The sequence below is a fragment of the Cognatishimia activa genome, from assembly GCF_026016445.1.
GTDB lineage: Bacteria > Pseudomonadota > Alphaproteobacteria > Rhodobacterales > Rhodobacteraceae > Cognatishimia > Cognatishimia activa_B.
Map to the genome: position 1 here is coordinate 833,866 of NZ_CP096147.1, position 23,877 is coordinate 857,742.

20 protein-coding genes are annotated in these 23,877 nt (G+C 54.7%); 13 read left to right on the forward strand and 7 right to left on the reverse strand.

Annotated elements, in window-relative coordinates; genetic code table 11:
• The 4 genes from M0D42_RS04055 to M0D42_RS04070 all read right to left on the reverse strand — a co-directional run bounded on the left by M0D42_RS04055 (position 1) and on the right by M0D42_RS04070 (position 3,141).
• Positions 1–1,236: an aspartate kinase gene (locus M0D42_RS04055; protein WP_265020327.1), complete on the reverse strand. Its 1,236-nt coding sequence runs from the start codon at positions 1,234–1,236 to the stop codon at positions 1–3.
• A 218-nt stretch (positions 1,237–1,454) separates the two neighbouring features.
• Positions 1,455–2,099: an SDR family NAD(P)-dependent oxidoreductase gene (locus tag M0D42_RS04060; protein WP_265020328.1), complete on the reverse strand. Its 645-nt coding sequence runs from the start codon at positions 2,097–2,099 to the stop codon at positions 1,455–1,457.
• 25 nt (positions 2,100–2,124) lie between these two features.
• Complete coding sequence (locus M0D42_RS04065; protein ID WP_265020329.1) at positions 2,125–2,583, reverse strand: DUF1178 family protein; 459 nt, start codon at positions 2,581–2,583, stop codon at positions 2,125–2,127.
• Positions 2,584–2,649: 66 nt separating this feature from the next.
• Positions 2,650–3,141 (reverse strand): NUDIX hydrolase, encoded by a 492-nt coding sequence (locus M0D42_RS04070; protein ID WP_265020330.1) that lies wholly within the window; start codon positions 3,139–3,141, stop codon positions 2,650–2,652.
• 827 nt (positions 3,142–3,968) lie between these two features.
• Between M0D42_RS04070 and mraZ the strand changes: the two genes are divergently transcribed.
• Genes mraZ through mraY form a run of 7 tightly spaced genes read left to right on the forward strand, consistent with a single transcriptional unit; the run spans position 3,969 to position 11,647 of the window.
• Entirely contained in the window at positions 3,969–4,472 is a 504-nt protein-coding gene (gene mraZ / locus M0D42_RS04075; protein WP_265020331.1) for a division/cell wall cluster transcriptional repressor MraZ, read from the forward strand.
• A gap of 3 nt (positions 4,473–4,475) precedes the next feature.
• Positions 4,476–5,495, forward strand: a complete 1,020-nt coding sequence (gene rsmH, locus M0D42_RS04080; RefSeq protein WP_265020332.1) for a 16S rRNA (cytosine(1402)-N(4))-methyltransferase RsmH — start codon at positions 4,476–4,478, stop codon at positions 5,493–5,495.
• A complete protein-coding gene (ftsL, locus tag M0D42_RS04085) occupies positions 5,495–5,836 on the forward strand; it encodes a cell division protein FtsL (protein ID WP_265020333.1) in 342 nt (113 codons plus the stop codon). The genes rsmH and ftsL overlap by 1 nt, the downstream gene beginning before the upstream one ends.
• A complete protein-coding gene (locus tag M0D42_RS04090) occupies positions 5,836–7,620 on the forward strand; it encodes a peptidoglycan D,D-transpeptidase FtsI family protein (protein WP_265020334.1) in 1,785 nt (594 codons plus the stop codon). The genes ftsL and M0D42_RS04090 overlap by 1 nt, the downstream gene beginning before the upstream one ends.
• Before the next feature lie 20 nt (positions 7,621–7,640).
• On the forward strand, positions 7,641–9,122 hold the full coding sequence (locus tag M0D42_RS04095) for a UDP-N-acetylmuramoyl-L-alanyl-D-glutamate--2,6-diaminopimelate ligase (RefSeq protein ID WP_265020335.1): 1,482 nt from the start codon (positions 7,641–7,643) through the stop codon (positions 9,120–9,122).
• On the forward strand, positions 9,119–10,564 hold the full coding sequence (locus tag M0D42_RS04100; protein WP_265020336.1) for a UDP-N-acetylmuramoyl-tripeptide--D-alanyl-D-alanine ligase: 1,446 nt from the start codon (positions 9,119–9,121) through the stop codon (positions 10,562–10,564). The genes M0D42_RS04095 and M0D42_RS04100 overlap by 4 nt, the downstream gene beginning before the upstream one ends.
• Positions 10,565–11,647 (forward strand): phospho-N-acetylmuramoyl-pentapeptide-transferase, encoded by a 1,083-nt coding sequence (gene mraY / locus M0D42_RS04105; protein ID WP_265020337.1) that lies wholly within the window; start codon positions 10,565–10,567, stop codon positions 11,645–11,647.
• Here mraY and M0D42_RS04110 read toward each other — a convergent pair.
• Positions 11,644–12,558, reverse strand: a complete 915-nt coding sequence (locus M0D42_RS04110; RefSeq protein WP_265020338.1) for a glutaminase — start codon at positions 12,556–12,558, stop codon at positions 11,644–11,646. The two genes, mraY and M0D42_RS04110, sit on opposite strands and share 4 nt — an antisense overlap.
• Before the next feature lie 168 nt (positions 12,559–12,726).
• Between M0D42_RS04110 and murD the strand changes: the two genes are divergently transcribed.
• Positions 12,727–14,130, forward strand: a complete 1,404-nt coding sequence (murD, locus tag M0D42_RS04115) for a UDP-N-acetylmuramoyl-L-alanine--D-glutamate ligase (RefSeq protein ID WP_265020339.1) — start codon at positions 12,727–12,729, stop codon at positions 14,128–14,130.
• 64 nt (positions 14,131–14,194) lie between these two features.
• Here the strand turns inward: murD and M0D42_RS04120 are convergent, their stop codons facing one another.
• Positions 14,195–15,376 (reverse strand): NAD(P)/FAD-dependent oxidoreductase, encoded by a 1,182-nt coding sequence (locus M0D42_RS04120; RefSeq protein ID WP_265020340.1) that lies wholly within the window; start codon positions 15,374–15,376, stop codon positions 14,195–14,197.
• A 157-nt stretch (positions 15,377–15,533) separates the two neighbouring features.
• Here M0D42_RS04120 and M0D42_RS04125 point away from each other — a divergent pair, with 157 nt between their 5' ends.
• On the forward strand, positions 15,534–17,417 hold the full coding sequence (locus tag M0D42_RS04125) for a PhoX family protein (protein WP_265020341.1): 1,884 nt from the start codon (positions 15,534–15,536) through the stop codon (positions 17,415–17,417).
• A 60-nt stretch (positions 17,418–17,477) separates the two neighbouring features.
• Here M0D42_RS04125 and M0D42_RS04130 read toward each other — a convergent pair whose 3' ends face one another.
• A complete protein-coding gene (locus tag M0D42_RS04130; protein ID WP_265020342.1) occupies positions 17,478–18,689 on the reverse strand; it encodes a GTP-binding protein in 1,212 nt (403 codons plus the stop codon).
• Positions 18,690–18,885: 196 nt separating this feature from the next.
• On the opposite strand from M0D42_RS04130, the gene ftsW reads away from it, so the two are divergent.
• From ftsW to M0D42_RS04150, 4 genes are all read left to right on the forward strand, one after another.
• The gene (gene ftsW, locus M0D42_RS04135; protein ID WP_265020343.1) at positions 18,886–20,052 is read left to right on the forward strand and encodes a putative lipid II flippase FtsW; all 1,167 of its coding nucleotides are present in this window, start codon (positions 18,886–18,888) and stop codon (positions 20,050–20,052) included.
• Entirely contained in the window at positions 20,049–21,146 is a 1,098-nt protein-coding gene (locus M0D42_RS04140) for a UDP-N-acetylglucosamine--N-acetylmuramyl-(pentapeptide) pyrophosphoryl-undecaprenol N-acetylglucosamine transferase (protein WP_265020344.1), read from the forward strand. The genes ftsW and M0D42_RS04140 overlap by 4 nt, the downstream gene beginning before the upstream one ends.
• 15 nt (positions 21,147–21,161) lie before the next feature.
• Positions 21,162–22,562 carry a UDP-N-acetylmuramate--L-alanine ligase gene (murC, locus tag M0D42_RS04145; RefSeq protein ID WP_265020345.1) on the forward strand — a complete coding sequence of 467 codons (1,401 nt, stop codon included), beginning with the start codon at positions 21,162–21,164 and terminating at the stop codon, positions 22,560–22,562.
• 82 nt (positions 22,563–22,644) lie between these two features.
• Positions 22,645–23,826, forward strand: a complete 1,182-nt coding sequence (locus M0D42_RS04150; RefSeq protein ID WP_265020346.1) for an APC family permease — start codon at positions 22,645–22,647, stop codon at positions 23,824–23,826.
• Positions 23,827–23,877: the final 51 nt, after the last annotated feature.

The following is a 23,877-nucleotide window of genomic DNA, read 5'->3' on the forward strand; positions in this document are numbered from 1 at the left end:
TCAGGCTGCTTTGTCGAGTTCAAATGCGTCATGCAGCGCTTGAACCGCCAGTTCCATGTACTTGCGATCCACCAGAACAGAGATCTTGATCTCGGAGGTGGTGATGACTTTGATATTGATGCCTTCGTCAGAAAGCACTTTGAACATCTTCGCAGCGACACCGGACTGAGAGCGCATGCCAATGCCAACCACAGAAACTTTCGCAACTTCAGTATCTGTAACCAGATCGTCGTAGTTGATCTCTGTTCCTTTGATCGCGCCCATGGCCTTTTCCGCGCGGCTCACCTGATCGACAGGCAGGCTGAAGGTCATGTTTGTGCGGCCATCTTCAGAGATATCCTGAACGATCATATCGACGTTCACGCCCGCATCTGACAGCGTACCAAAGATGATTGCAGCAATACCCGGGCGATCTGCCACGGAGCGTGCAGTCATCTGAACTTCGTCGCGGGAATAGGCCACACCGGCCACAACATTGGATTCCATGATTTCATCCTCATCGCAGACGAGCGTACCAGCCTCGTCAGATTGTTCTTCAAAAGAGCTTAGAACGCGCAGTTTCACTTTATAACGCATCGCCAGTTCAACGGAACGGGTTTGCAGAACTTTCGCTCCCAAAGAGGCCAGTTCAAGCATTTCCTCAAATGCGATCCGGTCGAGTTTCTTGGCTTTCGCGCAGATACGTGGGTCAGTGGTGTAGACACCGTCCACGTCGGTATAGATGTCGCAACGTTCCGCATCAAAGGCCGCCGCAAAGGCAACAGCGGTTGTATCTGAGCCCCCACGTCCCAAAGTCGCAATGCGTCCTTCCGGCGTAAGCCCTTGGAAACCCGCCACAACAGCAACTTTCATACCTTCGCCAAACTTTGCGTTGATATTATCGGTAGGGATTTCTTCAATACGCGCTTGGCTGTGCGCAGAGTTTGTCAGCAGCGGAACCTGCCAGCCTTGCCAGCTGCGGGCCGGAATGTTCATTTCCTGCAAGGTCAATGCCATCAGGCCTGCGGTCACGTTTTCACCAGAGCTAACAACCGCGTCATATTCACGGGCGTCAAACAGAGGCGAGGTTTCATTCACCCAGCCGACCAGCTCGTTGGTTTTCCCAGACATGGCTGAGACAATGACGATCACGTCATAGCCCTTGGCCACTTCCACACCCACGCGTTTGGCTGCGCGGCGAATGCGGTCCAGGTTGGCCACCGAGGTGCCACCAAATTTCATCACCAATGTAGGCATGTGTCGTGTCCTGCCTTTTGCATCTATTCAAGTTAGCGGGCGGTTTACGCGCAGTTGCTGTCGGAAACAAGGATGTGGCAGGTGCTATCAGCTCTCAGATGACGATCTGAGACAAAAAAAATCGGTCCGCAAAGGATTTTACCGTCCAGCCAACCAAGGCTTCCAATTTAGCAGAATTTTCATTGGCCCGGGTCCGCTGAACAGGTCTAGAAAAAGAATCAATAGGCGTGATCTTTACCATCCCACGTACGAAAACAGCCGGTTGTTTCCATTGAAAGCTCGTCAAATCGGGCTATCAATCCATCGGCCGCTTCATCCACGCTGATGTCCCCTTCGGAACCGCCCATATCGGTTCTGACCCAACCTGGATGATAAATGCCAACGGCAATACCGTCGTCGCGCAGGTCCGTTGCTAAATTGCGACCTAGGTTAAGCGCGGCTGCTTTTGAGGCTCGATAGATATAGCTCCCACCCGGAGCACGTGTGTGGCTGGCCATCTGGCTGGAAATAATAACCACCTTCGCGGCGCCTGCCGCGCGCAGATTTGGTAGCAGCGACTGGATTGTTTGGAATACTCCGGTGACATTTGCCGCAAAGCTATCAGCCCAGAGGCCTGCACCATATCCGGTTTCCAGAGTTTCACCTTTGTCGAGGTAAACCCCAGCATTGCAGATCAGGAGATCAATTGGTTTACCATCCAGCTTTTGCACCAGAGCTTTAAAGCTTTCAGGCGCAGTGACATCCAAGGGAAGATAAGGGGCACCTGCGCGAGACGTTCCGAGGGCTTCGGTCGGCATCGCCTCGTATCTAGACAGTATCGCTTGCCCAATCCCGCGATTGGCGCCTGTAATGAGTACAGTCATGAATTCCTCGAATTTGTTTTGAAAATCAGTTGGATTTGCGACCAGGCAAAAATGGCAGAGGCGCAACGGGAACTCCATCCTCAATCAAGCTCTTGGCTTCTTCCGCATTCGCTTCGCCATAGATAGCGCGATCTGGAGCGTCGCCAGTATGAATCGCACGGGCTTCCTTGGCAAAATTTGTGCCAACATAGTCCGAGTTGGACTCGATCTGTTTCTTCAGCTCAACAAGCGCTTGTTCTGCAGCACTCGCAGGTTCTGACAGCGGTGTCGGTGATCGTTCTGATGGTGCAGTTTCTGCCGGAGGTGTTGCTGCAGAGCGGGCTGGGCGTACACGTGGGGCCATAATGGCCTTTTCAACATGGCATGATCCGCAGACCGCGCAAGTCACCATCCCAGTCTGACGCAGCTTGTCGAAAGCTTCGGCATTCTGAAACCAGCTGTCAAATAGGTGCCCTTCAGAGCATTTCAGCGCATATTGGATCATATTAAGGGGTCCGTGTTCACAAGACCTACATATTCTCGCCGTAGAATGGGATCAAGCGGTAGGGCGTCATTCGCTTTCAGAATTGCTATCGAGCGGCAGCCCCATAGCCTCTGGATCAAAGGACTTGATCAGCCGCGCCAATTCTGGCTCACGCACAAGCTTCGCGGCTTTTTTGGGATTGAACCATTTGCGACGGCGCTGACCCACTTCAGGATAAGTCTTCTTAAGTTTGCGCGTAGCAACGGGATAAACGTTTACCAGACAGGGTAGGGTGCCAAATCGAGTGTTCGTCTTATAGTAGGAATAGACGCCAAGGCATTGATCTGAAACTTCGCCTTTAACACCAGCTTCTTCCCAGGCTTCTTGGCCCGCTGAAACGGCAGGGCGTTTACCAAGCATTGGCCAGCCCTTCGGAATGATCCAACGACCGGTTCGACGACTGGTGATAAGCAAGATCTGAAGCTCATCGTTTTTGACACGATACACCAGCGCGCCAAATTGGCTGCGCACCTCGCGTTTCTTCGCTTTTGGTAATTTGATCGGAAGTTGCACTGTCATCCTACCGAATACCGGTCACTGCTCGTTTCTCTTATTTGATGTACCTAAATTATACAATATTCGCAGGTTAGCAAATTGATGATCTATTGCCGTCTCCAGACATGGTTTGTGTGATTGAAGTTTCTGAATGGTTTCCACGCGCGGCGATGGTGGCGGTGCTGCAACCTCAGCCGAACTCAATACGAGCGCTCCGTAGCCCTCTTTTATTTTCCTGGGAAACTGTGGGGCAGGATATGGGATTTCATGGGTGTCGGGCTGAAATTCCGTTCTTATCGGGCTGAAAGGGTCGTGCCTTTACCCGTTATTTCTCGCTTATTTAGAGAATCCATAGTTGGTAATTGAATTTTTCTGGGAATTTTAGGGAAGTTTTGCACCACTCAGGAAATTGGCTTATTTTGTGTAGGTTTTCACCTGTATCACTAAATGAGGTGTCTGTGGGGCGTGGTTATGCGTTTTTCTCAACAAAATAGGGGTGTGATCTTTTGGTTGCGGTCCAATTTTTCCCACGATTTCCCAAAATTCCTGTTGATTTCCATAAATTCCCATGGCATCCCTGTATTCAAGATGAGGACGGGAGTTAAGGGGCGCTAAAGACCCCGAATAATAAAAATCCCAAGTCAGGTTTCATACAGGCCCCGCTTTCATCGAATTAAGAGATCCGGCGCGCGGGCGAGCAGACATCCCCCCAGGTGGCGCGCGCAGCTGGACATACCCCGCAAATGCGGGACGAGGGCGGCGAATTGGGCAGTGGCAGCAGCTCAATTCGCCGTTTCGTTTCTAGCGGGGCGAATTGAAGACGGGACGTAACAGAAGGGCGGGTCAGGACAGTGGCACGCAGATTCAGAGGTGAAAGCCACCACAAGGTGGATACGAAAGGCAGGGTGTCTATCCCGGCCTCTTTTCGCCGTGTGCTTGAATCTTCTGATCCCAACTGGAAATCCGGTGAAACGCCTGAACTTGTGATCGTCTACGGTGACCACCGCCGCAATTACCTAGAATGTTATACTATTGAAGCCATCGAAGAGGTCGATGATAAGATAGACGCGCTTCCACGCGGCTCGATGGAGCGTAAGATGCTGCAACGCCTGTTCCATGGTCAGTCTTTCCCGACATCGGTTGATGAGACAGGCCGTTTGGTTCTGCCGGCCAAGCTGCGTCAGAAAATCGATTTGGATAAAGAAGCCTTCTTTATTGCTGCCGGTGACACCTTCCAGATTTGGAAGCCAGAAACCTATGAGGCAGAGGAGCTTTCCGCCACCGAAGAATGGCTGGATGAGCTGCCCGATGATTTTGATCCGCTGATCTTCCTTGATCAGAAGTCGGAGAGCTAGAGCATGGCTGAGAACGCATCAAATAAGTCCGATGCTCCTCACATTCCCGTTTTGTTACGCCCGCTTTTGTCGGGCGTTTCGCCTGTTTCAGGCACCTGGCTTGATGGCACCTTTGGGGCCGGGGGCTATACCAAGGGTCTGCTGGAGGCAGGAGCAGACAAGGTCATTGGCGTAGACCGTGACCCGCTTGCCTTCCAAATGGCATCAGATTGGATCGGCGATTACGACGGTCGGATTGAGCTGGTGGCTGGTGTCTTCTCAAAGATGGACGACTATGCTCACGATCTGGACGGGGTTGTGCTCGATCTTGGTGTTAGCTCGATGCAGCTTGATCTCGCAGAACGCGGCTTTTCCTTCATGAAAGACGGCCCGCTTGATATGCGTATGAGCCAAGACGGACCTTCTGCGGCTGACATCGTGAACAACGCCGATGAAGCGGAAATTGCGGATATCCTTTTTCATTACGGGGAAGAGCGCGCGAGCCGTCGAATTGCGAAGGCCATCGTAAAGGCACGTGCCACGGAGAAGTTTAGCTCCACGCTGCAACTTGCTGACCTGATTGAGAAAAACCTGCCACGAACCAAGCCGGGCCAGAGTCATGCTGCCACCCGTAGCTTTCAAGGCCTGCGTATCGCAGTGAACGATGAATATGGCGAATTGTTCCGTGGCTTGATGGCCGCAGAACGCGCTTTGAAACCCGGCGGATTACTCGCGGTGGTGACCTTCCATTCGATCGAAGACCGGATGGTGAAGAAATATCTGCAAGCCCGCGCTGGTAAGACTGGCGGTGGCTCGCGTTATGCGCCTGAAGTCCAGCAAGAGGCTCCGGCGTTTGAATTGCTTACCCGCAAGGCTGTCGGCCCGGATGAGCAGGAGCTGTCAGAAAACCCACGGTCGCGGTCTGCCAAACTGCGCATCGCGCGGCGCACCGATGCGCCTGCGGGCTCCGTGGACGGCAAGAAGATTGGCATGCCGATTTTGTCGGCAGCAAAACCCGGTTCCGGGTCGAGGGGAAAAAGGTAATGCGCGGCCTTATGTATGTGCTGACCGTTGTTTCGGTCATTGGTCTGGCCTTTTGGGCCTATCGTGAAAACTACACCACGCAGACAGCGCTGGATGACGCGCAAGAGCTGCAGATCCAAATCGGCGAAGCACGCGACCGTCTGGCGATGCTGCGCGCAGAATGGGCTTACCTGAACCGCCCGGATCGTCTACGTGACCTTGCGGACCTGAACTTTGAACGCCTCCAGCTCCTTCCGCTGCGCCCCGATCAATTTGGCCGTATCGAGCAGGTGGCCTATCCGCCGATTGATGGGATTGTGATCGATAATATTGTCGAAGTCTCCAATCAGGAGGGCTTCTGATGATCCGCAAGCCACTTCGGCCCCTCGCAACCATCATCAACGCCCGCGCGCAGGGGGAAAACCCTGACGCGATTGAAAAAGAAAATATCCGCAAACGCCACGAAGAGATGCGCGATAAGTCTCGCATTCGTGCTGAGGGCCGCTTGCTGGTCCTGGGTGTCGCCTTCCTTGCTGCCTTCTCAGTAATTGGCGTGCGCATGGGCACATTGGCCAGCAGTGAAGCCGCTGAACCACGTGCCAGTGCAAGTGGTGCGCGCATTCTGGCGCAGCGTGCGGATATCGTAGACCGCCAGGGGCGCATACTGGCGACGAACTTAGAGACATTCAGCCTCTACGCGCAGCCGCATCAGATGATCGACAAAGAACGCGTCGCTGAACGTCTGGTTGAGATTTTTCCAGATCTGAAAAAACAACGCCTTCTGAAAGATTTCACTGGCAAGCGTAAGTTCCTGTGGGTGCGCAAGAAATTGTCCCCAGAGCAAAAGCAACTTGTGCATGACATTGGTGATCCGGGGCTGTTGTTTGGTCCGCGTGAAATGCGGCTTTATCCGAACGGCAAACTAGCGGCTCACGTGCTCGGCGGGGCTGGCTTTGGCCGTGAGGGTGTGAACGCAGCTGAGGTGATCGGTGTCGCCGGTGTTGAAAAGACATTTGATGAAGCGCTGCGTGATCCGGCAAACGGTGGTAAGGCCTTAACACTTTCGCTGGACCTTACTGTCCAAACCGCAACAGAGCGCGTGCTTTATGGCGGTATGAAGCTGTTGAATGCCAAAGGTGCTGCCGCTGTTCTGATGGATGTGCAGACTGGGGAGCTTCTTTCTCTGGTCAGCCTGCCAGACTTTGACCCAAATGATCGCCCGCGCCCATTAACCGAAGGGGATGCCGGCGACAGCCCGCTGTTTAATCGAGCCCTTCAGGGTGTCTATGAACTGGGTTCGACCTATAAGATTTTCACTTCAGCCCAGGCGATGGAGCTTGGCTTGGTCAATCCCAACACAATCATTGATACCAAAGGCCCGATGAAAGTCGGCGGCCACCGGATCGGTGAGTTTCAGAACAAAAACTACGGCAAGCTTTCGGTTACGGATATTATCGTCAAAAGCTCCAATCGGGGCACTGGTCGTATGGCTTTGGAAATCGGTCCAAAGCGTCAGCAGGAATTCCTGAAATCTCTCGGCCTCTTTGAGCCAACACCGGTCGAAATGGTCGAGGCCTCAGGTGGTAAGCCTTTGCTTCCTGCAAAATGGACGGACCTCTCAGCGGTGACAGTATCTTACGGCCATGGTCTTTCCAGCACTCCGATGCATCTTGCTACAGCTTATGCCGCTCTGGCCAATGGTGGACGTATGATCAAGCCAACGATTCTGAAACGCGCGACCCCGCAAGAGGGTGTGCGTGTGATGAGTGAGCGAGTTGCCGCCGAAAGCGTGCAGATGCTGCGTAAAGTTGTGACCGAAGGCACGGCGAGTTTTGGTGAGGTTGCTGGCTACCATGTGGCAGGCAAAACCGGTACCGCAGATAAGCCGAAGCCGACCGGTGGGTACTATGAAGATAAGGTTATCAATACCTTCGCCTCCGTCTTTCCAGCCCATGACCCGAAATACGTCTTGGTTGTGACTTTGGATGAACCGGTTGAGACTTCTGGAGATAAGCCGCGCCGAACCGCAGGTTGGACAGCTGTGCCAGTCGCGGCAGAGATTATCGAGCGTGTCGCACCCCTGTTGGGGCTGCGTCCGCAAGTTGAACCTATCGCGCTGACTGATATAACGCTCGCATCACACTAAAGCCGAAAAAAGGGCACCGAATGGCAGCGCAGGCAAAGGCACTTTCTGATTTGGGTCTGACCGCTGCGGCGGGACGCAATCCAACCATCACTGGCATTGCGGTGGACAGCCGTGAAATCAAAGAGGGCTTCCTGTTCGCCGCTCTGCCCGGCACACGCGTACATGGCGCGACCTTCATTCAATTTGCTATCCGCATGGGCGCCACCGCGATCCTGACAGATGCCGAGGGCGCGCGCATTGCTTCCAATGAACTGGAGGCATCTGACGCCGCACTTGTGATCTGCGAGGACCCGCGCCAAGCACTGGCCTACACAGCGGCTCTTTGGTTTGGCAAACAACCACCAGTCGTGGCTGCGGTCACCGGAACAAATGGCAAAACGTCGGTCTCCACATTTCTGCGGATGATCTGGCAGGAGATTGGCCTGCCTTCCGTCAATTTGGGAACAACAGGTGTGGAAGGGGACTTCGAAGCGCCGCTCAATCACACTACCCCTGAACCGATCACTCTGCATCGCACCCTACGGGATGCGGCTGAAGAAGACATTGAGTGTGTTGCCATGGAAGCGAGTTCTCATGGGCTAGAACAGCGTCGCTTGGACGGGGTTCAATTGACAGCTGCTGGGTTCACAAACTTCACGCAGGATCACCTCGACTACCACGATACATTCGATGACTACTTTGATGCCAAGGCTGGCCTCTTTGCGCGTGTTTTGCCGGAAGACGGCACCGCGGTCATAAACATTGATGACATGCGTGGCGCAGACATGGCAGCCATCGCCAAAGGGCGAGGGCAGCAAGTCATCACAGTTGGTCGGCATGCGGCTGATCTGGAACTGCTCGCGCAGCGGTTTGACCCAACGGGGCAAGACATCCGCTTTTCTTTTGCCAACGAAATCTATCAGACCCGCCTCAATCTGATTGGCGGCTTCCAAGCTGAAAACGTGCTTCTTGCAGCGGGCTTGGCCATTGCCTGCGGTGCTGATCCGCGCCGAGTTTTTGAAGTCATCCATGAGCTCAAAACTGTGCGGGGCCGCATGCAACTGGCTGCCACTCGTGAAAACGGCGCGGCGGTTTTTGTGGACTACGCCCATACGCCGGATGCTGTTGCAACCGCTCTTAAGGCCATGCGCCCACATGTGATGGGACGCCTGATTGCCATCGTTGGTGCGGGCGGGGATCGCGATGCCGGCAAACGCCCTTTGATGGGGGCAGCGGCTGCGCAAAACGCTGATATCGTATTCGTGACCGATGACAATCCGCGCTCTGAAGAGCCTTCCGACATTCGGGCCATGGTTCTGGAAGGTGCGCCTCAGGCGATTGAAGTTGGCGATCGCGCAGAAGCTATACTGCGCGGCGTGGATGCGCTCGGCCCGGGAGATGCGCTTTTGATTGCGGGTAAAGGTCATGAAACGGGCCAGATCGTGGGGGACGACGTACTTCCTTTTGATGATGCGGAACAGGCGAGTGTTGCCGTGATGGCGCTTGACGGAGGTCTGGCATGACGCTTTGGACTTCTCAAGACGCCGCAACTGCAACCTCCGGCACATCGACAGCAGACTGGGCTTGCAACGGTGTCTCTATCGACACGCGCACCATTAAGAAGGGGGACTTGTTTGTCGCCCTCAAAGCCGCGCGTGATGGGCATGATTTCGTTGCACAATCCTTAGAAAAGGGCGCAGCAGCGGCCTTGGTGACACATCGACCCGAAGGTATTGCAGAAGATGCGCCGCTTCTGATCGTAAAAGACGTGCTGGTCGCACTCGAAGACCTGGGCAAAGCCGCGCGGGCGCGGATGTCAGGCAAAGTCGTTGCCGTCACCGGGTCTGTTGGCAAAACCTCGACCAAAGAGATGCTGCGCACGGTTCTTAGCGGACAGGGCAAAACCCATGCCTCCGTCGCGAGTTACAACAACCATTGGGGCGTGCCGCTAACTCTGGCCCGCATGCCAAGCGATACGGAATTTGCCATCATCGAGATCGGTATGAACCATCCAGGTGAAATCGCGCCGCTGGTAAAATTTGCCCGACCTCATGTGGCCATCGTGACGACCGTTGCACCTGCGCACCTCGCGGCTTTTGAAAGCCTTGAGGGGATCGCACATGAAAAGGCCTCGATCTTTTCGGGATTGGAATCTGGCGGCACTGCGATTTTTAACGGCGACTTGGACGTCTCTGATATTCTGCGGAAAACAGGAAGTGATCACGCCGAGTCCCTGTTGTCTTTCGGAGAAAAAACCGGCGCTGATTTGCAGCTTTCAAACGTCTCCATCAACGACACGACCACAGTTGGATCAGCTGCGATCAAAGGCGATCAGCTTCTCTTCAAAGTGGCAGTACCTGGCCGTCATTACGCCATGAACGCCATGAGCGTCTTGGCAGCTGTTCACGCTCTAAAGCTCGACATGGCAATCGCGATTGCGGACCTCGGTCAGTGGGCTCCCGGGGCAGGGCGTGGATTGCGTCAGGTGATCGCGCTCGATCCAGCGGACCCGCGCCCAACCATAGAATTGATCGATGATGCTTATAACGCCAATCCTGCTTCTATGGCAGCATCGCTAGAAGTGCTGGCCGCTGCGGAGGTCAAACACGATATCGGCAGGATAAGCAAAGGTCGCCGCATCGCCTACCTCGGCGATATGGGCGAACTTGGCACGTCTGAGGTCGAAATCCACCAGTCTGTGGCTGCTTTGGACGCCATTGATAAAATCGACCGAGTGCACTGCATCGGGCCGTTGATGCGCCATCTATACGACGCGCTTCCTCCTCAGAAACGAGGGCGCTGGTCTGAGGATACAGCGGGCATGATCGACGGTCTGGCAAAGGATCTGGACGCAGGTGATGTGGTGATGGCCAAAGGCTCACTTTACATGGGAATTGGTCGTTTGGTTGACGCCATCAAGAAATTGGGTCATCCCGCTCCGAACGCGAACGAGGGGACATCGTAAATGTTATACTGGCTGACAGCTCTGTCGGATGGCGGAGATCTATTCAACCTGTTCCGCTATATTACTTTCCGGGCGGGTGGTGCGTTTATGACGGCCTTGTTCTTTGGGTTCGTTTTTGGACGCCCGCTGATCAACGTACTGCGCCGCAAGCAGGGCAAGGGCCAGCCAATCCGGGATGATGGTCCAGAAGGACATTTCGTCAAGGCTGGAACGCCAACCATGGGCGGCCTTTTGATCGTTGGCGCATTGCTGACATCGACCCTCATGTGGGCGCGGCTAGACAATGGATTTGTCTGGCTGGTGCTCTTTGTGACCATTGCCTACGCGCTGATTGGTTTTGCGGATGACTTCGCAAAAGTGAGCAAGCAAAACACCAAAGGTGTGTCCAGTAAGCTTCGGTTATTGTTAGGCTTTTTGATCGCGGCGATTGCCAGCTACTGGGCGACAATTCTGCACCCTCAAGAACTGCAATTCCATGTCGCCCTGCCGGTTTTCAAAGACCTACTTTTGAACTTTGGCTTCTTCTTCATTCCTTTCGCGATGTTTGTCATCGTAGGCGCAGCAAACGCTGTGAATTTGACCGACGGACTGGATGGATTGGCGATCATGCCTTCGATGATTGCAGCTGGCGCATTGGGCATCATCGCCTATGCCGTTGGTCGCGTGGACTTTACTGAATATCTCGACGTGCACTATGTGCCGGGCACAGGTGAAATCTTGATCTTCACTGCAGGTCTGATTGGTGGCGGTCTTGGCTTCCTATGGTACAACGCCCCACCAGCTGCGGTGTTTATGGGTGACACAGGCTCATTGGCTCTGGGTGGCGCATTGGGTGCCATTGCCGTTGCGACCAAACACGAATTGGTTCTGGGCATCATCGGTGGCGTCTTTGTGCTTGAAGCGCTTTCTGTGATCATTCAGGTGCTCTATTTCAAACGCACCGGCAAACGCGTCTTCCTGATGGCGCCGATCCATCACCACTATGAGAAAAAGGGCTGGGCGGAACCGCAGATCGTAATCCGCTTCTGGATTATTTCCCTGATCCTCGCGATGATCGGTTTGGCGACACTCAAAGTGCGCTAAAAGATCGACCAGTCCATTTCGCGGGCCAGGCGTTCCAGCGCTTCTGTGCCCAGTTTGGAATTTCCATTCTCATCCAATCCGGGCGACCAGACTGCTATTGAGGCAACGCCCGGAACGATGGCTAGAATGCCCCCACCTACGCCACTTTTCGCGGGCAGACCAACGCGAAAGGCAAAGTCGCCTGAGCCATCATAGTGGCCACATGTCAGCATCAATGCATTCATCCGCCGGACTCTTGGCTGCGACACCAGCCGAGGGCCTTCAGTCCCGCCCATCAGAAAACGGCCAGCACGGGCCAGCTGTGTGGTGGTAAGTTCAATAGCGCACTGGTGGAAATAGGTGCCAAGGGTCATTTCTGGCGCGTTGCGCAGATTGTCGTGCGCCGCCAGAAAATGTGCCAAGGCAAAGTTGCGGTGACCAAGAGATTGTTCTGATCGCGCCACAGCTTCGTTAATGTGGATGTCGCTATCTTCAGCGGCTGCGCGCACGAAGCCAATGATTTCAGCCAGGGCCTGTTTCGGTGCCCGCCCAGCAAGCACTTCATCGGTTGTCACGATGGCACCCGCATTTACAAACGGATTGCGAGGTCGCCCGTTTTCATTTTCCAGCTGCACAATGGAATTGAACGCATTGCCGGAAGGCTCTCTGCCAACACGCTGCCAGAGCTGATCACCGCTGCGACCCAGTGCGATGGCCAGAGTGAACACCTTGGTAATGCTCTGCGCTGAAAACCCGGTAGATATATCGCCTGCGCCAAAGACATTTCCGCCGGCGGTCACAACCGAAATCGCGAAATGCGATGGGGCCACACGCGCCAGCTCAGGAATGTAATCTGCGACATGCCCACGATCTGTCCGACTTTGCATGTCGAGCGCGATCTGGTCCAAGACAGGTTGGATAGGGCTTGGCATATGTAATCTCCTCTGTCGGAGCGTCAGCAGTGACGATTGCCTGGCCATCTGTCAACATCGCCCTGCGGGATACTTTGGTATTCATTTTGGGGATGAATTTGGGGGGAAGAACTGGCACTCTCGGCACAAGTTAAGTAGCAGCAGGCGCAAAGGCTTGGAGGCAAGAGCATGATTCCAGTTCAGGGATATTCGGGGAAGCGCGTTGGCGTTTTGGGACTGGGACGGTCTGGTCTCGCCTCGGCGCGCGCCTTGCGCGAGGGTGGTGCGGTGCCGCTGTGCTGGGATGACAATTCTGCAGCACGCGAAAAAGCGGCAGACGAAGGTTTCGAGATTGTTGAGCTTGGCAAACAGGGCACGATGGATGACATGGCCTGTTTGGTGGTATCGCCGGGAATCCCGCACCTCTATCCGAACCCAAACCCAGTGATCAAAGTAGCGATGCTGGCGGGCGTACCGGTTGATAATGACATCAGCCTGTTCTTTGCGTCTTTTGCAACGCAGGATTGGGATAATTTCGATGTGATGCCTAAGGTTGTCGCGGTCACAGGGTCGAACGGAAAATCTACAACTTCAGCGCTGATCCATCATGTTCTGGAGCAGGCGGGGCGTAACACGCAGCTGGCCGGCAACATTGGCCGGGGTGTTCTGGATATTGATCCAGCAGCGGATGGCGATGTGGTGGTTTTGGAACTTTCAAGTTACCAAACCGATCTTGCGCGCAATCTGACACCGGATGTGGCTGTCTTCACCAACCTTTCGCCAGATCATCTGGATCGTCACGACGGAATGGGCGGGTACTTTGCAGCCAAGCGTCGGCTTTTTGCTGAGGGTGGACCGGACCGGGCAGTCATTGGCATTGATGAAGATGAAGGGCTTTATCTGGCTGGTCAGCTCTCTCAATCTGCGGCGGATGATCGAGTTATTCGAATTTCTGTCGATCAGAAACTGACCGGCCCGGGCTGGCAGGTCTTTGCAAAGAAGGGGTTCCTGTCTGAATACCGCAAGGGGCGCCAGGTTGGATCGATTGATCTGCGTCCCATCAAGGGCTTGCCTGGCGTCCATAATCACCAAAACGCCTGTGCCGCCTATGCGGTTTGCCGGACGCTTGGGTTGGCGCCGCGCGTAATTGAACAGGGTTTTGCGAGCTTTGGTGGTCTGCCACATCGCTCTCAGATCATCGCAGAAGCGGGTGGAGTTACCTATGTGAATGATAGCAAGGCCACCAATGTTGATGCTGCGACGAAGGCGTTGAGCGCTTTCAAAAACATCCGTTGGATTTGTGGTGGCTTTGAAAAGGATGGCGGACTGGACGCCCTGCAAGCCGCTACGGGCAATGTGACCAAGGCCTATGTGATTGGCCGTGAGGCGGCGAATTTTGCGATGCAATTGGGGAAGGTTGAAGCGGAAGTCTGTACATCAATGGACGTGGCCGTCGCAAAAGCTATGGAGGAGGCTTCTGAGGGTGACACTGTACTGCTGGCTCCGGCAGCAGCCAGCTTTGATCAGTATGACAGTTTTGAAAAGCGCGGCGATCATTTTTCGGAATTGGTGAAAGCGGCTTTGGAAGCATAGGGGCTTTGCCCCTCTGAGCTCTGCGCATTCACCCCAAGGTATTTGGACCAAAAAGAAAAGTGGATCAGAGTTTTGCGCGGATCGAGGTGCCGGCTGCATGGCCGGAGCTCCACGCCCATTGGAAATTGAAGCCGCCGAGCCAGCCGGTGACATCGACGGCCTCGCCGATGGCGTAGAGCCCGGACACTGACTTTGCTTCCATAGTTTTTGAAGAAAGCCCATCTGTGTCGATACCGCCAAGCGTCACTTCGGCGGTGCGATAGCCTTCAGTGCCAGCAGGGGTGACCTGCCAATCGGAGAGCGCATCCGCGATGGCACGGAGCCTGGCATCGGATTGGTCAGCAAGGTTGCCGGTGAGTTTAAGGTCTGATGCGAAATGTTCGGCGAGTTTTCCGGGCATCTCATATCCAAGCACTGTCGCAAGTTGCTTTCGGCCATCGGTTTTGCGACGGGCTTTGAGGGCTTCAAACAGGTCTTTATCAGGGAAGAAATCGACAGCTATCGGCTGGCTCTCGCGCCAGTAGCTTGAGATTTGCAGCATCGATGGGCCAGAAAGCCCCCGGTGGGTGAAGAGGATGGCCTCTTCAAAACTGGCACCATTGGCGGACGCGCGCACGGGATGGGCAACTCCTGAGAGGGGTTTGAAACGTCCGTCCGGGAAGGTGAACGGCACGAGGCCCGCGCGGGTCTCAAGGATGTTCAAGCCAAATTGTGTGGCGATGTCATATGCAAGGCCTGTCGCGCCCATTTTGGGAATGGATTTGCCACCTGTGGCCAGAACTAGGTTTTGACAAGACAGGGACTCACGCTGCCCATCGCGCTCTATCTCAACTTCAAACCTGCTGTCGGTTCTGCGTATGCTAAGAATGCTGGTTTTTAAACGCAGCTCTGCGCCTGCTTTTTGCATTTCTGCCAAGAGCATCTGGATGATATCTTTAGCACTTTCATCGCAGAAAAGCTGGCCGAGGGTTTTTTCGTGATAGGCAATCCCATGCTTTTGCACGAGGTCGATGAAATCCCACTGCGTGTAGCGACTGAGCGCGCTTTTGCAGAAATGCGGGTTTTGCGAAAGGAAGTTCTCAGGTCCAGCGTAGATATTCGTGAAATTACAGCGTCCACCCCCCGAGATGCGGATTTTCTCGCCCGGAGCTTTCGCATGATCCAATACCAAAGTGTTTGGTCCGGCGTGAACCGCACACATCATACCAGCAGCGCCAGCGCCCAAAACTATTGTGTTCCACGTCATAGATGCGCTCTGCCTGACATCGCCGAAAGCGTCAAGAGAGAGCAAAATTCCGCTCAGTTTTCGTTGTTACGAAAGCGATAAGAAACTGCTGAGAAACTGTCATGAATCCAAATCAAACAGAGGGCCTCTAACGACCCAGCCAACGCGGAGTATGATTATGCGTGAGCACGATAACGACGACCTTTCCTTTGATGATTTTGACGAGCTGCGCGACCCGCGCCCGGACAACAACGGTTTTGACGCAGTGGTTGAAGCGGCGATCTCTCGTCGTGGCTTCCTTGGTGGCGTACTGGCATTCGGTTCCGGTGCGGCTGCGATGGGCACAACCTTTCTGGCATCCGAAGCGCAGGCTGTGACAGCAAACCGTTTTGGCTTCACACCAATCCCGACATCCACTGAAAACACCATCACATTGCCTGAAGGCTATGAGTGGGAAACTGTTGTGCGCTGGGGTCAGCCATTGTGGTCTGGCGTTGAAGACGTTGATCAGGCAACCGGCGGCACTGCGGAAACCCAGGCGATGTCATTCGGTGACAACACAGACGGTATGGCAGTCTTCGCGAAAGGCGATCGTCAGATCCTGGCTGTGAACAACGAATACATCCAGAACAAAGTCCTGCTGAAAAACCGTGAAGATGGTAAGGCTATCAACGCGGCTGACATCCAGAAGATGAAAAATGCCCACGGCATTTCCATCCTTGAGATCGAAGAAGGTGCGAACGGCTGGGCTCCGGTCCTGGATTCCGAATACAACCGCCGTATCACCATCGACACACCAATGGAACTGACAGGCCCGCTGGCAGGTCATGACATGGTGAAAACCGATGCCGATCCAGAAGGCAAGATCGTTCTTGGCACTTGGAACAACTGCGGCAATGGCGAGACTCCATGGGGCACATATCTGACCTGTGAAGAGAACTTTAACGGCTACTTCGGTTCCGCGGATGAGAACCAAGAGCTGCCGGCAGAGTTCAAGCGTTACGGCATCAAAACCTCTTCTCGCTATGGCTTTGAAAAGTTCGACGCGCGTTTTGATCTATCCAAGAACATCAACGAACCTAACCGTCACGGTTACATCGTTGAAATCGACGCGACAGACCCAACATCCACACCGAAGAAACGCACTGCTCTCGGCCGCTTCAAGCACGAAAACGCCGAAGTTGTTCTGGCCTCTGACGGTCGTGTGGTTGTTTACATGGGCGACGATGAGCGCGGTGAGTTCCTCTACAAATTCGTTTCTGAAGACATGTACGTTGAAGGCGGCGATACCGACGGTCTGCTGTCTGAAGGTCAGCTTTATGTGGCGAAGTTCAACGATGATCTGACTGGTGAATGGCTGGCGCTGACGCCAGAAGCAACTGGCATGACCGAAGCAGAGATCTGCCTGCACACCCGTGTGGCTGGCTCAAAAGTGGGCGCGACGACTATGGACCGTCCAGAGTGGGTGGCTGTGAACCCTCTGCGTGTCGAAGCCTATTGCGCGCTGACCAACAACAAGAACCGTGGCCTCAAGCCAAATGCCGGTGGTGATGAAACTCCAGTCGGCGGTCCGAACCCGCGTGAAGCCAACAAATACGGTCAGATCGTGCGCTGGCGTCCAACTGGTGGCGAGCATACCGATGACGCTTTCACATGGGATCTCTACGTGATGGCGGGCAACCCGAAGGTGCACCCGGAAGGTCCACTGGCAGGGTCTGACAACGTGAACGAAGGCAACATGTTCAACAGCCCGGACGGCATGGTATTTGACAGCAAAGGTCTGCTTTGGATCCAAACCGATGGTAACTTCAAAAACGAAGGTGACTTCGAAGGGCAGGGCAATAACCAAATGCTGATCGGTGATCCGGCAACCGGTGAAATCGTGCGCTTCATGACGGGACCAAACAAATGTGAAGTTACAGGTCTGTGCTTCTCATTGGACCGCCGTACAGCATTTGTTGGCATCCAGCACCCAGCGGCTGACTTCCCAGATGGACCGGGCACATTGCCACGTTCTTGCGTTGTGGCTGTGAAACGCACCGATGGTGGTTTGGTGGGCTAAACCCATTAAGTGACAAAAAGAAAGCCCCGCTGAAATAGCGGGGCTTTTTCATTTGGTGGCTTAAGCCGCTTCAGCGGCGCTGCGCCAAACTGGGAAAGTGTCAGGCAGATCAGGAAGCGTATCGATGCTGGTGGCTTCGACTTCGGGTAGGAGGGCTGAATCCAGTGTTGCTTTCAACGCAGGCCAATCAATGCCCGCGCCGATGAACACCAGTTCTTGACGACGGTCCCCCCAAGGTTCCTGCCAGTTCGACATGATATGCGCCCGTGCTTCAGGATTATCTGGGCGACGTTCTTCAGGAATGGCCGCCCACCAAGTACCCAGAGGGCGCACGCCTGAAAGCGCGCCTGCCATCGAAAACTCAGCTGCCCAATTCGGGCGCGTCGCGATCCAAAAGTGCCCCTTTGCGCGGATCACGCCGGGCAGGTCGCTGTTGAGGATAGCTTTCAGTTTTTCAGGTACAAAGGGTTGGCGCGCACGATAGACAAAACTCGCGACTCCATACTCTTCGGTCTCTGGAACGTGGTCTTCAAATCCGTAGAGCTCCTTTGCCCACATCGGATGCTCATGAGCTTTTTCGAAGTCAAAGAGCCCGGTGTTCAGAATTGCGTCGGCATCGACCACAGAATGGTTGGTTTCAATGATTTTCGCATCGCCATTCAAGCTGCGAATGATTTTGCGCGCGGCGTCGGTCCGCTCTGCGCCCGCATCATCAACTTTGTTGAGGATCACGACATCGGCGAATTCCATCTGGTCGGTCAAAAGATGCACAAGGGTTCGATCATCTTCATCGCCGAGCGTTTCGCCGCGATCGCTCAGGAAGTCGTGGCTTGAGAAGTCATTCAGCAGATTAACGGCGTCTACAACGGTGACCATGGTGTCCAGTCGCGCCACATCAGAGAGGCTTTCTCCGAGTTCGTCGCGGAACTCAAATGTGGTGGCAACCGGCATTGGTTCAGAGATGCCGGTGGATTCAATCAGCAGATAGTCAAATCGACCTTCTTCGGACAGTCGGCGCACTTCGGCGAGAAGGTCATCGCGAAGCGTGCAGCAGATGCAACCGTTGGACATTTCAACAAGCGTTTCATCAGTGCGCGAAAGCTCGGTATCTGCGCGTACGAGGTCGGCGTCGATGTTTACCTCGGACATATCGTTCACGATCACAGCAACGCGTCGACCATCGCGGTTGTTGAGAACGCGGTTGAGCAGTGTTGTCTTTCCAGCTCCCAGAAATCCTGAGAGCACGGTGACGGGGAGGCGGGTGTCATTCATTTTTGAATACCTTTGTAGCGGTCAATCAGCGGTGTTGAAGTGTAATGTTATAATATAACAAATCACAAGAGCGGAGTGATCAGTAGGATCATCAATTTTGCATCATCTCCGTGCTTCCCAAGTGAGTCGCGACCTGATAGAATCACCGCAATGACCCGGAGAACCGGGCGTTTGAGGCATATTGTGGCAGGTTACGATGACAGAAATGGTCTATGGCGCGCTTCCGGCGCGTGACGTTGAGCCGATTCTCCCTAAATGGTGGCGTACACTGGATAAATGGACGATGTCCTGCATCCTGATGCTGTTCGGCATCGGATTGCTTCTGGGGCTCGCCGCCAGCCCGCCGCTGGCCGAGAAAAACGGTTTTGCCCATTTCCACTATGTGATGCGCCAAGGTGTTTTTGGTGGTGCTGCGCTGATGGCGATGTTCGTGACGTCCATGATGAACCCAAAGCTGGTGCGCCGATTGGCGGTTCTTGGGTTTCTAGGAGCCTTTCTGGCGCTGGTTTTCCTGCCGTTCTTCGGAACCGACTTCGGTAAAGGCGCTGTACGCTGGTATTCGCTGGGCTTTGCCTCTGTTCAGCCATCTGAGTTTCTGAAACCGGGCTTCATTGTTGTTGCTGCTTGGTTGATGGCTGCAAGCCAAGAGATCAACGGCCCTCCGGGCAAGCTCTGGTCCTTCATGCTGACCGTGACCATCGCGCTTATTCTGGTGATGCAGCCGGACTTCGGGCAGGCTTGCCTGATCCTATTTGCTTGGGGGGTGATGTACTTCATCGCAGGCGCGCCGATGACGCTGCTTGTCGCCATGATGTGTCTGGTGATTGTAGGCGGCATGGTGGCCTACAATGCGTCTGAACACTTCGCGCGCCGCATTGATGGCTTTCTAAGCGCAGATGTAGATCCAACCACACAGCTGGGCTACGCGACCAATGCGATCCGCGAAGGTGGGTTCTTTGGTGTGGGCGTCGGGGAGGGGCAGGTGAAATGGAGCTTGCCAGATGCGCATACCGATTTCATCATTGCTGTGGCCGCTGAAGAATATGGCTTGATCTTGGTTCTCACGATCATCGCGCTTTACGCGATCATCGTCGTGCGCAGCTTCCTGCGCCTTATGCGCGAGCGTGATACATTCATTCGTCTGGCAGGCACCGGTCTGGCGGCGATGTTTGGTGTGCAGGCCATGATCAACATGGGGGTGGCGGTTCGCCTCCTACCAGCCAAGGGCATGACATTGCCCTTTGTCAGCTATGGCGGTAGTTCATTGATCGCAGGCGGGATTGCAGTGGGCATGCTTTTGGCCTTCACCCGCAGCCGTCCTCAGGGCGAAATCAATGATATTCTACGAGGCCACGTGAGATGACAAAACAACCGCTGCTGGTGATTGCAGCCGGAGGCACCGGGGGCCACATGTTCCCGGCGCAGGCCTTGGCCGAAGCGATGCTGGCCAAGGGCTGGCGCGTCAAGCTTTCGACGGATGCCCGAGGGGCGCGTTACACCGGTGGTTTCCCAGATCAGGTTGAAATTGAAGAGGTTGCTTCGGCAACCTTTGCGCGTGGTGGTCTGGCCGCAAAAGCCATGGTGCCTTTCCGTATTCTCGGCGGCGTTCTGGGGGCTGTCCTGAAGCTGCGCAAAGACCGGCCAATGGTTGTTGTCGGCTTTGGCGGTTACCCCACAATTCCTGCTATGGGAGCGGCGTTCTTGCTGGGTCTCCCACGCATGATTCATGAACAAAATGGGGTACTTGGCCGCGTGAATGAGCTCTTTGCAAAGCGCGTCCATAAAATCGCTTGCGGGACTTGGCCGACCACTTTGCCGGAAGGCATAGAAGGGGAGCACACTGGCAACCCTGTGCGCGCCTCTGTTCTGGAACGCGCTGGAGCGGGCTATATCCCTCCTGGCGATTATCCAATGTCGATCCTGGTGATCGGTGGCTCCCAAGGCGCGCGGATCCTCTCTGATGTGGTGCCGCCCGCGATTGATGCTTTGCCACGTGAAATGCGAAAGCATATTCGCGTCAGCCATCAAGCGCGCGGAGAAGACTTTGACCGGGTGGCGCAATACTATGCGGACCAAGGCATCGATGCAGATGTGCAGGAATTTTTCACCGATATTCCCGAACGTATGAGCGAAGCGCAGCTCGTGATTTCACGCTCCGGTGCATCCTCTGTTGCGGATATATCCGTGATTGGTCGCCCCTCGATTCTGGTACCCTATGGTGCGGCAACTGGTGATCATCAGACCGCCAATGCGCGGGGTCTTGCCGATGCGGGCGCAGCCATCATCATCCCGGAAAACCTGTTTGAAGTCGATGCGCTCTCAGAGCAAATCGCGGCAGTGCTTGGCAATTCAGATGGGGCGCTCAGAATGTCGTTGGCAGCGATTTCTGTTGGCATCCCTGACGCTACAGAGCGTTTGGTTCTGGCCGTCGAAACCCTCGCCAATCAAGATGCTTAAGAAAGAAGAATAACAATGAACGCAGCAGCAACCAAACTCCCTACTGACGTCGGCCCCATCCATTTCGTGGGTATTGGTGGCATCGGCATGTCTGGCATCGCCGAAGTTCTGATCAACCACGGCTACACCGTTCAGGGCTCTGACCTGAAAGATAGCAAGATCACCCAGCGTTTGGCGGAAATGGGCGCGACGGTGTTTATTGGCCAAAAAGCTGAGAACCTGGAGAACGCAGCGGTTGTAGTGATTTCTTCTGCTATCAAACCGGGCAACGCGGAACTCGACGAAGCCCGTCGCCAAGGCCTGCCGGTAGTGCGCCGTGCAGAGATGTTGGCAGAGCTGATGCGTCTGAAATCCAATATCGCGGTTGCCGGTACCCATGGCAAAACCACGACGACAACCATGGTTGCGGCGGTTTTGGACCACGGAGATATCGACCCGACAGTGATCAATGGCGGCATCATTCACGCATACGGTTCCAATGCGCGCGTGGGTGAGGGTGAATGGATGGTGGTAGAGGCTGATGAGTCAGATGGCACCTTCAATCGCCTCCCAGCCACGATTGCTATCGTGACCAATATCGACCCGGAACACATGGAGCACTGGGGTGACTTTGACACGTTGCGGGCGGGTTTCCACGAGTTCGTGTCGAACATCCCATTCTATGGTTTGGCTGTCTGTTGCACAGACCATAATGAGGTGCAGTCGCTCGTCGGGAAAATCACCGACCGTCGCGTTGTGACTTATGGTTTCAACTCTCAAGCGGACGTCCGCGCGACGCAGCCGACTTATAAAGCGGGTGTCGCTCATTTCGATATTCATTTGCAGAACGAAGACCTCGTTATCGAAGGTTGTACGCTCCCAATGCCCGGGGATCACAATGTTTCCAATGCCTTAAGTGCCGTAGCTATTGCGCGGCATTTGGGCATGAAGGGCGAGGAAATCCGTGAGGCGCTGGCCAACTTCGGCGGCGTAAACCGCCGCTTTACCAAGGTTGGCGAAGTGAATGGCGTGTCCATAATCGACGATTACGGTCACCACCCGGTCGAGATCGCGGCCGTGTTGAAAGCTGCGCGTCAGGCCAGTGAAGGTCGTGTGATTGCTGTGCACCAACCCCACCGTTACTCTCGTCTCTCAAGTTTGTTTGATGATTTCTGCACCTGCTTTAATGAAGCGGATGTTGTCGCGATCGCAGAGGTCTTTGCAGCTGGCGAAGATCCAATTCCGGGTGCGGGTCGTGACGATCTGGTTGCGGGTCTGATTGCCCATGGCCACCGTCATGCGCGTGCGATTGTCTCCGAAGACGATCTGGAACGTCTTGTACGTGAACAGGCGACGCCAGGCGATATAGTCGTATGTCTCGGTGCTGGTACCATCAGCAAATGGGCAAATGGTCTGCCCGAACGGCTCGGTCAATAAACTCTTCCCCGAGTTTGACACCCATCAAATATCGTATCCCAAATATCTGCCATAGTTCTCTTGGCAGATAGGAGGGCGAGGCATGGCCGCTCTAAAAAGAAGGGTCGGACTTGGATTGCTGACCGCATATGGTGTCGGCGTCATGGTTGGGGCGGGCATTTATGTGCTTGTTGGATTGGTTGCTGGTGAAGCCGGGAGTTGGGCGCCAGTTTCTTTTTTACTAGCCGGACTAATCGCAGCACCGACTGCGCTGAGCTATTCTGAATTTGCAACGCGCATTCCTGAGGCCGCCGGGGAAGCGGCCTATGCCGAGGCTGGATTTCAATCGCGGCGCTTGGCCGTCTTGGTGGGGCTCGCCATTGTGGCAGTCGGGATCATCTCGGCTGCAGCTGTTCTACGAGGCGGCGTTGGCTACTTGATCTCAATCATCCCAATCAACACGCAAATCGCCATCTTCGCTTTGGGGCTGCTTTTGACACTGGTGGCCATCTGGGGCGTTATGGAGAGCTTGTCTCTGGCTGCGGTGTTTACGGCGATTGAACTCATTGGATTGGCACTGGTGGTCTGGGTTGGGTTTTCTGGTCCCGAAACTCCGCCGAGCGAAGTGTCAAATGTATTTGTATGGGGCGGCGTAGGGGCAGGGGCTGTCCTTGCGTTCTTCGCTTTCATCGGGTTTGAGGACATTGTGAATATGGCTGAGGAGGCCAGAGACCCAACAAGGACGTTGCCGCGTGCGATTCTGTATTCCCTTGTAATCACAACGTTAATTTACGTTCTCGTGGCTGCTGCGGCAGTGCGGGTTGTGCCTCTCGATCTTTTGCGGGGATCTGAGCAGCCTTTAGCGCTGGTCTGGACCACCGTTCGAGGCGGGGACGCCGCTTTCCTTGCTGCCATTGCGGTTTTTGCAGCGCTCAATGGCGTATTGGCACAGATCGTTATGGCAAGCCGCGTGCTTTACGGATTGGGCCGACGCGCCACTTGGCTGTCGGCGTTTGAAAGCGTTTCGGCCAGTAGGCAAACGCCCATTCGGGCGACTGTGTGTGTGGGGGTGGGTGTGATTGCTCTTAGCCTTTCTGTGCCGATTCAGCCATTGGCAGAGGCAACGTCATCTATTTTGCTTGCTGTCTTCGTTTTGGTGAATGCGGCACTGATCCTTGAAAAAAACAGCAACCCGCATGCGGAATTCCGCGTACCAATGCTTGTGCCCGTGTCCGGTTTGGTGTTGGCTATGGGCGCATTAGTCATGAACCTACTTGGGGGTTAGTCAACGATGGACGTTCTTTTTGCGCTGCTTAGCCTCTTCACGGTAGCAGCG